The following is a 13,427-nucleotide window of genomic DNA, read 5'->3' on the forward strand; positions in this document are numbered from 1 at the left end:
TTCCCACTCCTCTCTCATTTAAATGCTTTCCAGAACATTTTTTTCGCAGGAAGCTCTTGTTTCTCCGCCGGTGCATCAGGCTCTTTTACCAGAGCCTTACGTCTTAATGACGGTACCGGCAGCGGCTTTCTTTTCATTCGGGTATCTTTTTCTTCCCAAGCTTCCAGAATGACGTGGGCGTTCGTTCCGCCGTCAGCAAAGCAGTTGATGGCTGCTGACGGGGCTGCATCCCATTCGCCGGCTGTTTTATGAAAGTGAAAATCTGTCTTTGTTATATCAAAATGCGGCATCGGTTCGTCTCCTGAGAGAAACGGAACCGTTTGTTTATGCTTCAGCATTAATACGACTTTAATGAAGCTTGCGATGCCTTCTGCGCAAAGCGGATGCCCGATGTTCGGCTTGATTGACCCGATGCCGAGCGGAACATGCTGACCTGAGCGGTATACGGATTGAATCGCCTTCAGCTCAAGCAAATCAGTCACCGCGGAACCCGATCCGTTTGCTTCGATATAAGTGATGTCTTCCGGCTTTTTGCCGCTTTTGAAAAGCGCGCTTTGCATGACGTCTTTTTGCGCCTGCATATTAGGAGCTGACGGGCCTGCCGTTCTGCCGTCATTGTTCATGGCGGCGGCCTTAATGACCGCGTGTATCGTGTCGCCGTCTTTTTGCGCCTGTCTTACTGTTTTTAACAGCACCATGCCGATGCCTTCACCGAGGACAACTCCGCCTGAACGCTTGTCAAATACGTGAAATGCCGGTTTTTCGTTTAACAGCCCGCGCTCTTGGAACATCCGGTGCGCCGCATCCGTGTTCAGCAGGCTGACGCCGCCAACTACCGCCGCTTTGATATCGCCGCTTCTCAGTGCCTGAACGGCCATGTTCATTCCTGTCAAAGCCGATGAACAAGCCGTATCAAGCACGATGCTCGGCCCGCGCAGATCAAAAAATTGCGAAACGTTTGCCGCTAAATAATTCTGCCCGCCCGCAACGATCGGGTTGCGGGTATTCGCAAGACTTTCAGGATCAGGCTGATGCTGGCTGCGGCCTCCGATATACACACCGGCTTCTATGCCCTTGATTTCTTCACGGGTATAGCCGGCATGGCACCAAAGTTTCAAGCTCTCTTCCAACACCGCCAACGCCTGAGGGTCCATCGCTTTCGCGTCGTTTTCCGGAATGAAAAAGAATTCGGAATCAAAGTGATCCATATTGTCAATCAATCCCGCAACGTATTGATTTTCATATCCGAAACGTTCCGCCGGGACGGAGCCGATTGCGGACCTGCCGCTTCTCAGCAAGTCCCAATATTGGTCTAACGATTCCGCTCCCGGAAAACGGCAGCTCATTCCGACGACAGCAATGTCTTCAGTTACGGCATCACGCTTTTGTTCAGTGTGAACCGTTTGTACGGCAGCCGGAACCAACATTTCTGTATCAGGTTCCTCCCTTTCTGTAAGCAGCGGCTGCCCATTGGATACAAGCCATTCGGCAAACGCGTCGATTGTCGGATGTTCATATAAAACAGATGGGTCTAAGTCCTCTTTGAGCGCTTGATTCATTTGCTGTAAAAGCTGCGCTAAAATGATCGAATCAACCCCGTAATCCTGAAACGGTTCGTCTGTTTCCAGTTCTTCCGGAGCGATTTTCAGCTCATCGGAAAACAGTTTCACAAGCCACGCCTTCGTATCAAGAAGCAGGTCTCTGTCTGAATGTTTTTCCGCGGCTTTGCCGTTTATTACGGCTTCAGTCTCTTTTTGTGTTTTCTCTTGACAGAGCAGCCTGTCAGGATGCCATTCGCTCCGATCAACGATAGCCGGCAGAACGGACGGGCGGATGTTTTCAGATAAAATGCGGTCCAGCAAGTCAAGTCCTTCCGCGTTGGACAGTCCCAGCAGCCCGGTCTGCTTCAGGCTTTCTGTGCGGACTTCACCTAATCCGGTTTCCTTCCAGTTCGGCCATTGAATGCTGACCAGCGGATATTGATGCTGATGAGCCGCCGCGAAATAATCCATGTACGCATTTGCCATCGCATAATCCGATTGTCCCGCTGCGAGCGCCGGAACGACTGCAGATACTGAAGAAAATAAGACAAAAAATTGCAAAGGATCATTTGTGAAAAGGCTGCTTAATGTTTGAAGCCCGGCGACTTTCGGTTCAAGCACTTCTTGTATGTCGTCGGCAGTCTTTCTGATAAACGCCGGATTTACTGAATTAACCGATCCCGCACAGTGAATGACACCGCCGATCGGTCCCATCGTGCGCCGGATTGTTTCAATTTCCGCTGCCGCCGCATCATGATCAGACAATTTCAGACTGATCACCGCCACTTGCACTCCTTTTGCTTCGAGCTCTTCAATCGCCCGGATCTTCTCTTTCAGCCTCGTATTAACGGCTGACCGTTCATGACGGGGAGGAATCGGCTCCCTGCCTGTCAGCACTACTTTTTTCACCCCGTGTTTTTCTGTGAAATGGCGGGCGCATAAGAGACCCAGTCCCCTTGTGCCTCCGGTAATGAAAAGCACATGGTCTTCAGGAAACGGTGCGGGCTTATGTTCTGCTCGCTTCCTGCTTGGAATCTCCGTGAATAAAGCGCGGTATCTCTGTCCGTTTCGGCGGCAGATTTCCGGTTCTGTGCTGTCCGCCGAAAATTCATCTGCAATCTGTTTGGCAAGCGTCTGCTGATCCGTATCTGTATCGGCATCCATGTGTCTGGACGTCACGTTTTGATACTCATTTTGAAGCATTCTGTACAGGCCGCTTTTTGCCGCTCCTGCAAGATGAATCGTTTTCTGCTGAAATGGCTCCAAGCCTTTTGTTACATATAGCAGCGTCAGCGGCCGCGCTTGCCGGCGGCTTGTATCAATCAGAGTCTGGAGCCGGCTGAGCTCTTCCAGTGAAGGGTCTTCGTCTCCGCATCCCGTCAGATCGATTGCGCCATCTATGTGATTCCAATTGCTAGCTGCAGTGTCAGCGGAATCGACCGGGAGAATGAATGAGTCAGCGAAATGCTTCGCAGTCTCTTCGGCTAGCTCAGCTGTCCTTGCATCAGCCAGAATCATGACCGTCCTGCCGCTTTTCTCACCGGCCGAATCGATCTCACACTGAACCCATTGCTTTTCTAGAAACACAGCCTCGCGCCGGTCTTCTGTTTCCTGCGGTACGGCTTTCGGCTCAGGCAGCCAGTACGGCTCCTTCGCAAATGGGTAAGCCGGGAGACTGATTCTGCGGGGTTTTTCGCCTTGATAGAGTCTGTCCCAGTCCATCTGAAGCCCTTTGGCCCACAATTCCGCTATTTTGGCGTATTTTTTCTTATCGAACCATGACCTTACGAGCTGCTTCAGGTCATCGTCCGTTTCAAATGCTTTGATTTCTTTTTTAGCCGTTTTGATATGGGCTTCATATATCCCTTCACCCGTATTTCCGTTTACAAAATCGGTTAAACGGCTGATCAGTTCTTCTCTCGAACCGGCTGTAACCGCAAGACGGTAATCCATCGCATCACGCCCGGTTTGAAGCGTGTACGCCATATCTGAAAGATTGATATTCTGATTGGCTTTTGCAAATTCGATCACAGACTCGGCATAGGTTTTTACCTGAGGCGTTTTTTTCGCCGACAGCACAAAAATGTTTGTCTCATCAGGCTTACGGCTTCCCCGGTCTTTCGGCTGATACTCTTCGATAACGAGATGAGCGTTTGTGCCGCTGTAGCCGAATGAGCTGACACAGGCCCGCCGCGGTGCTCCGCCTGTTTCCCAAGGTTTGAGTTCGGTATTGACAAATAAAGGCGAGTCATCGAAATCAAAATGTTCATTCGGCGTGCTGAAATGAAGGGTCGGCACAAGCTGCTGATGCTTCATCGACAGCAGAACCTTCTGGACGCTTGCTACACCTGCCGCTGCCGACGTATGCCCAATATTCGATTTAACCGAACCGATGGCGCAAAATTGTTTGCGGTCCGTTTTTTCCTTAAATACAGAAGACAGGGCTTCTAATTCAATCGGATCCCCCTGTTTTGTGCCGGTGCCGTGCATTTCCGCATAGGTGATGCTCTCAGGGTGGATGTTGTGCGCTTCATACACTTGGCGCTCTAAATCCATTTGGCTTTTCGCGCTTGGTGCGGTAATGCCGTTGGTTTTTCCGTCCTGGTTAATTCCAGATCCGATAATGACTCCGTAAATATGGTCTTGATCGGCTTCCGCATCTTTCAGCCTCTTCAAAACGAGCGCCCCCGCGCCTTCGCCAGGCACAAATCCGTTCGCACTGTTATCAAATGCTTTACATTGGCCGTCAGGAGACAGCATTCCGGCTTCACACATGCTGATGTATGATTCAGGCGTTAAATACAAGGTGACACCGCCGACAAGCGCCATGTCAATTTCATGATTCAACAGCGCCTGACGCGCCAAATGAGTCCCGACGAGAGATGAAGAACATGCCGTATCAATCGGAATGGCCGGCCCTTTCAAATTGAGATAATAAGGCAGGCGGGCCGCCGCGATGCTGAAACTGTTGCCCGTCGCGCTTCCTCCTGTCTGATGTTTGTTTAACATCATGCCGTATTCATTGTTCATAATCCCCAAATAAACGCCGCAATTTTTCCCGTTCAATTCTTTTGAGCTGTAACCCGCATCTTCAAAGGCTTTAAAACCTTCCTGTAAAAATATCCGGTGCTGCGGGTCCATAAGTTCCGCTTCAGACGGAGATATATTAAAGAACAGCGGATCAAACTCTTCAATGCCGTCAAGCATACCGATTGATCTGCAGTATACTTTGCCCTTCTTGTTTAAGGCCGGATCATAGTATTTGTTTACATCCCAGCGGGAAAGCGGGATGTCGCGAATGGCGTTTTTCGCACGGGCTAAGTTGTCCCAATACGTCTTTAGGTCCGGCGCATCCGGGTACTTGCCCGACATGCCGACGATGGCTATCGCGTCCGCTATCTCATCTTTAGGCTCCCGTTTGGCCTGCACCGGTTCAGGTTCCTTTTGAACCGTTAATCTCTCAGGCTCGGCAGGTGTTTTCTCCTGCAGGGCATGTTGCTGCGTAAGCGGCTTTGGACGTACGGGAACCGCCTGTTTTTTTCTGCCGCGGACGGACGGCTGCGTACGCAGAAAATCGGCAAATTGGCGGATTGTCGGATAATCATACACTTTCGTTACGTTACAGTCCGTGCCGTACCGTTTATTGACGGCCTTTATCCATTCAAGACCGGTAATCGAATCCATACCCAAGTCAATAAAGGCCTCATCAATATCTACTTCATGCCGCTCCATGTACAATACATCAGCCAGTGCTTTTGATAACTCGTCATGCACCGCTTCAATCGGTTCTTCCGGTTCGGCGGAAGCTGCCGTTTCAGACATCGCCTCCAGAATATCCGCTTCTGCTTGGATTACCTGCTGTTTATAAGTGTTTAAAGGCTGCAGCATGATGTTTGACGGTTTTTTCACGGCCTCTGTTTTCTGCGGTTCGGTTGCTTCCTCAAGGATCGGTTCTGTTCCGAGCTCTTTTTGCAAGAAGGCCGCAAACTGGCGGATTGTCGGATAATCATATACTTTCGTCACCGTAAGAGACGTGCCGTACGTTTTATTAACGGCCTTTATCCATTCAAGACCGGTAATTGAATCCATGCCGATATCAATAAATGTGTCGTCTGCGTCGATATCGTTGGCATCCATATATAAAACGTCTGCCAAACTTTCGGTCAATACGGCACTTACTTTTTCAGCGGAAACCGCCGGACGGGAAACAGACTGTACGGTTCTTTTCGGTTTCGCGCCGCTCAAAGGCTGCAATGAAATGTTTGACGGTTTTTCTTTGGCAGTCTCCTCGTGAAGAGTTGTTACTTCAATGACCGGTTCCGGGACGGCCGCCGGTGCGATCGGCGCAGACTGTGTGTCGGCCGGTTTTTTGACAGCTGCATCTGCTGATATGTCGATCCAATAACGGTCTTTTGCAAACGGGTAGGCCGGGAGACTGATTTTTTGCGGTCTGCCCATTTGATACAGCTTATCCCAATTCAGCGGAAGACCCTTCACCCAAAGCTCTAATACCTTTGCGGCTTTGCCTTTTTCAAGCCATGCCTCAATGGTTTTTTCCATGTCCTCATCAGCCGCAAACAGCGCCATCGTGTCTTTATTCTGTTTGACTTGTCCGCGGTAGAGCTGGTCAATTGACTCCTTGCCGCCCGTAAATTCGTCAAGCTTCTCTTCAAGCTCGCGCAAATTGCTGACAATCATTCCGAGACGCTCTTCCATCGGTTCACGGCCGATTTGAAGCGTATATGCGATCCGGCTCAGATCCACTTCCCGGTAACGCCCGCTCCGCAGCGCATCAAGAAGACGTTCCGCCCGTTTTTGAAGCCGTTGCTCATTTTTCGCGGAAAGGACGATCATCGACGGATGAGGCGCGGCAAAAGCCGTCTCCTTATCCTCATCAGCGGAATATTCTTCGATGACGATATGAGCGTTGACGCCGCCGGCTCCGAATGAGGAAAGTCCCGCGGTTCTCGGCAATTCCTTATCATTTATGACCGGTCTTTTCCACTCTTCAAGCGTCTGCTGCACTTTAAACGGCGTACTCGGAAAATCAATATTCGGGTTAAGCGTCCGGGAATGCAGTGACGGCGCAAGCTTCTTGTTTTTCATTTGCAGCAGCACCTTCGTCAGCCCCGCGATGCCCGCCGCGCTTTCACAGTGCCCGATATTGGATTTCGCTGAGCCGATAGAGCAAAACTGTTTATCTTGTGTTTGTTCTGAGAAGACTTTTGTCAGACCCGTGATTTCAATCGGATCGCCGAGTGAAGTCCCGGTGCCGTGGGCTTCGATGTAGCTGACCGCCCTCGGATCGGTTCCCGCGTCTTTTAACGCCTGTTTGATCACCGCGGCTTGGGCGTTCGGATTCGGTACGGAATACCCGTTTGTTTTTCCATCATGGTTCACGGCCGTTCCTTTGATCAGGCCGTAAATATGATCACCGTCCGCTTTTGCTTTAGAAAGCGGCTTAAGGAGTACGGCGCCCACTCCTTCACCGGGCACATAACCGTCTCCGCCTTCTCCGAAACTTTCACATCTGCCTTTGCTTGATAAAAATCTGTTCTGGCCGAGCATCAAATATTTATTCGGATGAACGGATACATTGACGCCCCCGGCAAATGCTGCTTCGCATTCCCCGTTCCGCAAGCTTTGGCATGCCAGATGAATGGCTGTTAAAGAAGAAGAGCACATCGTATCCAGAGCCATGCTCGGGCCGTTAAAACCGAATACATAGGAAGCCCTGTTCGCAATTGATGACGGATTTCCGGTCAGCGCAAGCGATTTTCCGCGCGCCTGTTCTTCTGCTCCGTAAAGCTGATATTCCTCATACATGACGCCGACGTAAACACCGACATTGGCGCCAAGCAAATCACCCGATTTTCCCGTGAGCTTTTTGCGCGTGTAACCGGCATCTTCCATCGTTTCGTAGACACATTGCAGGAATAACCGCTCCTGCGGGTCCATCAATTTTGCATCCCGGGGCGAAATAGAGAAGAATTGCGGATCAAATTTGTCCACGTCTTTCAAAAATCCTCCCCATTTTCCGTACGTCTTGCCTTCTTTATCTTTATCAGCGTCGTAATAAAGACTGTGATCCCAGCGATCGTTTGGAATTTCGGTTATGCAGTCAGTGCCTTCACTCAAATTCTTCCAAAATTCCTGAAGATTTTCGGCCTGCGGATATCGTCCTGATATACCGATAATCGCGATATCTTCACGCTCCGTCAGCTGCTGATTTTCCCGCGTGTCTGGACGGACTTGCGCAAAGCCTTTTTTGCCTTCATTCCGTTTGGAAACAGGCTTTATTTCGGCTTTCTCAGACAGCACCGGTTTGGCTGCAGGGGTTTCTTCTGTTTTCATCCCGGTCACTTCCAGCAGCGTGTCCCGGTGTGCTTTCATAAAATACTGCGCCAGCGATTCGATATTCTGATATTCGAAAAACAAAGTTTTTGATAATGAACCGAAGCTCTTTTCCAGCCGGCCCGTCAAATGCATAATCATAATCGAATCAATACCGTAATCTTCCATAGGCGCCTTGGCGTCAATTTTGCCGACAGGAAGTTTGGTCACTTCCGAAAGCACTTGTTTCAAGAAATGCTCCGTTTTTTCTGCAAGCATGTTCTCTCCACCAGCTGTAAGACCTGCCGTTTCTTCCGTTTCGCTGCCCTTATCCGGCTGATCATCCGCTGATTTTTTCAGAAACGCCCGGATTTTTGCGGCGTAGCCTTCCGTCACCATGACTTGGGATGTGTTTGCCGCCCACCCGCGGTACAAAGCCTGAATGCCGTTTTCTGTTTGCATAGGGACCATGCCGCTTTCTTTTGTCAGCATGGCTTCCGTTTCAGCATCAACCGTCATGCCGCCGTCTTTCCAAAGCGGCCAGCAGATTGAAAGGGTGTGTCCATAGCGTTCATTTCGGGCTTTTTTACGGTTTCTTTTTTCACTGAAGGCGTTCATAAACGCATTGGCCATCGCATAATCAGCCTGACCCGCGCTTCCGGCGCTTCCGGCTCCGGAAGAGAAAAGAATCAGAAAATCCAGCTCAATGTCCTTTGCCGCTTCATCCAGATGAACCAGTCCGGAGACTTTCGGCGCCAGTACATCACGGATTTCATCTTTGTGCTTTTTCAGAATATAGTTGTCTTTTATCATTCCGGCGCTGTGTATGATACCGTTTAATCCGCCGTACTGCCGGCAGATGTCGGCTGTGAGCGATTGAACTTCTTGTTTTTCCGTCATGTCCGTTTGTTTGTACACGGCTTGCGCGCCGAGATCGGACAGTTCTTGAAGCTGGGCTTTTTTACGGTTATCCAACAGAGAACGCCCCGTTAAAATAAGAACGGCGTCTTTTGCATGCCGGGCGATTTCTTTGGCGAACAAAAATCCGAGACCGCCTGCACCGCCTGTGATCAGATAAACACCTTTATCCTTCCACGGCTTTTCGGCGCCGAACTGTTCAAGCCCTGTTTCCTGCCATTGCGCCGTATAGCGCCTGCCATTTTCATAGCGAATATGCTTGTCATCAGGATGAGCGCTGCATTCTTTTACATATCGTGACAGCGTGTCTGCCTTGACGTCCGGCTCCAATTCAATCAGCTGGCCGGTCAGGTTCGGGTTTTCAAGCGCCGCTGTTTTCAAAAGCCCCGTTAAGCCGCAAAGGAGCTGCGTATCCGCTTCTTGAGGCACGACAATCTGAATGAGCTCGCGCCCGCCGGAATTTGAAGCGAGGATTTTCTTCACTTCTTCGAACGCCTGAAGCGCACAAGCTTCAAACCGTTCGTCTTCACTCTTTTGCTGATCACGGAGCATATGACAGCTGAAGTCTGTCTGTATGCTGTTCATTTGATCCGTAAACCGGTCAGATATCATCACGTGACGGGCTTTGAAATGGATCGGCGCTTTTTCATGTACAGCGGCCTTCTCTTCCCATACGTGTTCAAAATATAGTGTATCTGTTTTATCCGTTTCAATTTCCCGTGCGGAATAACCAGTTATTTTCACACATACATTGCCTTGTTCGTCACATACATCAATATCCAGCTTCTGCACGGCATCTTCAGGCTTGCTTTCGCCGCTGTACGCAATGGATACCCACATATCGCTTTTACAGCTTTTCAACACATCAATCTGTTCGAGAGCAAACGGCAGCATCGGGCGTATGTCAGTCCCGTCTCTGTCAAGCATTAACCCGATTGTCGCGTGGAAGGCCGCATCCAAAAGGCTCGGATGGAGGACAAACTGATCTTTTGTATGAGAAATAGATGACGGAAGTGAGAGCTTCGCGAGCACTTTGCTGTCTTTTGCATAGATTTCCGTGACCGCTTTGTGAGCATCCCCGTATTCAATCCCCATCTGTTTGTATGCCTGATAGCAAGCGTCAGGTGTGATCAGACGGCGTGACTCTCTTAATTTGTCAATCTCGATTTTGGCCGGTTCGCCCGCTCGCACAAACGCCGCGCTTCCTTGCGCATAGAGAACGGACTCTTGTTCCGAGGAAGCCGATTCACTGTAAACCGTAAATCCCATGTCCCCATTTTCTTCGTCATAAAGACGGAGATACAGTTCTGCGGACTCATCCGCCGCTGTAAACGGACGTATCCATACGACATGTTTCAGACGGACTGTTCCTTCTTCCTTCGTTTCTGCAACGTGTTCAACGGCCGCCCGAACCATTTCCAGATAAGCCGCGCCCGGTAACGTCCGCTCGTTTTTGACGACGTGATCTTTCAGGAAAAATTCTCCGCCGCTAAACGCAGAGCGGAAACGGACGCCTGACATGTTTGATACATTTTCATGCAGGAGCGGGTGCAGCATGCCTGCATTTTTTTGCGGGAACGAATCTTTTTTCTCCGCCTTCGGCACCCAATACCGTGTTTTTTCAAACGGATATGTCGGCAGGCTGACCCGATTCGGTTTGTTTTCACCGTATAAGAGATTCCAATCCATTGTTCCTCCGCCGGCCCACTTCTCAGCAATCATCTCCAGACTTCCGGAAGAAAGCCATTTATGTATCAAGTCCGGAGCAAGCTCTGCCTGTTTGCTTTTATCAGCTCGGTTCCGCCAGCACCCGCTGACCGTTTTACCTGCCAGAAAGCCTTCCAGCCGCTCTTTGAGCTGTGTCATATTCTGAGCGGTGAACGCAACCCGCTCCTCCATCTGTTCACGGCCGATCTGAAGTGTATACGCCGCATCCTCAAGCGGCAGGCCGGGATGAATAAATGCAGACAGCTTCGCAACGTACTCTTTTAGCCGTTCTTCATTCCGGGCTGAAACCGGAAAAATGAATGTCTGTTCTCCTGCCGGTTCATACGCTGTTCCGTGTGATTCTTCAGGGATAAATTCCTCCAGAATGAGATGCACATTTGAACCTGTCGCCCCGAAAGAACTGATCCCTGCACGCCGGGGATATACGGTCTCATTTCCGTTTTCCGTCACTGAGGGCTGCTGCCACTCTTCGGTAAGATGCTGGACGTAAAACGGTGATTGTTCAAAATCTAAATACGGATTCAGCTCCTCGGAATGAAGAGACGGCACCAAAGTTTTATGGTGAAGCTGCAGGGCAACTTTGCTTAAGCCGCTGATGCCCGCCGCCGATTCCGCATGGCCGATATTGGACTTCACTGATCCGATCGAACAGAACTGTTTGTCCTGTGTGTACTGGCGGAACGCCTTGACAAGGCCTTGAACCTCAATCGGATCGCCGAGAGAAGTTCCCGTCCCGTGCGCCTCAATATAACTGACCGTGCGCGGATCGATGCCCGCTTTGTCCAGGCATTCTTCAATCAAATCGGCCTGCGCGACAGGGCTCGGCACGGAAATTCCGCTCACTGTCCCCACATGGTTGACGGCACTGCCCTTTATCACCGCATAAATCCGGTCTCCGTCTTTTACCGCCTCCCGCAGCGGTTTTAATAAAACGGCACCGATTCCTTCAGCCGGTACATAGCCGTCTCCGTCTTTCCCGAATGTATGACAAACCCCGTCTGTTGAAAACATGTCCCATAAACCGTATGTCAGATATTTATTCGGATGCAGCGACAAGTTGACGCCTCCGGCAACCGCCGATTCACATTCCCCGCGCCGAATGCTTTCCGCAGCAAGATGAACCGCAGTCAGCGAAGATGAACAGACCGTATCGACCGCCATGCTCGGCCCGTGAAAATTGCAAAAATATGAAACTCTGTTTGCGATTTGCGCATAATTAAGAGAAAGCGGGAATACATGATCTTCAGAAGAAGCTTCAGCCCCGACCAACGTATAATCCTTATGCATCACCCCTGCGAAGACGCCGACGCGCTGTCTCTTATTCCGTCCGCGCGCCTCTGCGAGCGACTTCGGCGTATATCCGGCATCCTCAATCGTTTCCCAGCATGTTTGTAAAAACAGCCGTTCCTGAGGGTCCATTGTTTCAGCTTCCCGCGGCGTAATCCGGAAAAATTGGGGATCAAAGCAATCCGGATCATCGATAAATCCGCCCCATTTTGAAATGCTCTTTCCGGAAGGCGACTTTACATTTTCAAACCGGCGCCAGTCCCAGCGAGACTCCGGAATTTCGGTGACACAGTTTTTTCCTTCTTTCAGGTTTTCCCAGAATTCATGAATATTTTCGGCCTGCGGATAGCGGCCGGCCATGCCGATAATGGCGATATCTTCATCTTGCGGCACACTGCTTTTCCGCCTTTTTTCTGTTTGCGTCTCAACCGGCTTCTCCATTTTTGCCGGAGACGCGCTGAAATGGCTCCCGTACTGCTCAGTCAGGAAAGCCGCCAGCTCTGCTGCCGTCGTATATTCAAACAGCAAAGTCGGAGAAAGGGTTTCTCCGATTTTTTCGCTGATCGTTTCGACGACGTCAAGCAGTCCGGACGATGTCAGGCCCATTTCATAGTAGCCGACTTGAGAATCAATCTGTTCAAGCGGCTTGCCGATTTTTTCCGCCATCAGATTCATGACATACCGCTCTGCTTCCTCATGCGGGTGTCCGCCTTCAAGCGATGCCGCAACTTCCGGTAAACCGGCTTTTTCAGGAGACTTCTCAGCAGGCTTACAGTCTGTATTGATCAGCTCGGCATCCCGCACGAGCTTGCTTGTGAAATCTTTCAGCTCGGCTACTTTCCGGCCGGATGCGTTAAAAAACTCCAGTGTAATGTAAATAAGCTCCTTTTCCTGCCGAAGCGACGAACGTTTGATTCTCGTGATGCAGCCGGCCTGCAAAGGTTCAGAAGCTGTAAAAGATTCGTAGAAAAGAGGCAGAAACAGCCTCTTTTCCCCATTTAACAACGATGAGATCAATAGGTTTGCGCCGACGCCGCTTCCGTCAAGAAGAGTCGGATGGAACAAAAACCCTCCGGCCTGTCCCATCGCGTCTTTTCCGAGCGATACATCAAAGGTGACGCCGTCCCACTCCTCAAAAACTTCTCCTTCTGCTTTCATATATCCGCTGTGAACCAATTCCTGGCTTCTGCATTGTGCATACAGCTCATTTAAATTGATGGTGCGTTCCGCCTCGCGTTTGACAGAGTCAAGATCAAGCGTGTCACTGAAAACTGCGGGTGCCGTCTCGTGCATTTCCGCTTTGACGTAAATGCGTTCTTTCGGCTGGACTCGTCCGCCGCTGACCTCAGCCCCTTTTGCGGTAAGTTTCCAGCGCCCTTCTTTTACCTTTGTACATTCAACCGTAAGCTTGACGGCGCTGTCTTCTTTCGCAATAAGCGGCTGATATATGGATAAATGGCGCAGCTGAAGCCCGTCGTATGAATAGCCGCGCTCTTTGAAAATCTGATAAAACATATCAATATAAGCCAATCCCGGAAGGACTTTTTGTCCGTAAACGTCATGATGTAAAATAAACGGATTTTTCAGCGATAAAGTGATTTGCTTATTGAAGTTCTTCAC

1 protein-coding gene is annotated in these 13,427 nt (G+C 50.3%); it reads right to left on the reverse strand.

All coding sequences use genetic code 11. The features are described 5' to 3' along the window. Positions 1-14 precede the first annotated feature (14 nt). Complete coding sequence (locus ACWHAR_RS05725; protein WP_032874971.1) at positions 15-13,427, reverse strand: type I polyketide synthase; 13,413 nt, start codon at positions 13,425-13,427, stop codon at positions 15-17.

Source organism: Bacillus sp. LR--39, from assembly GCF_053613335.1.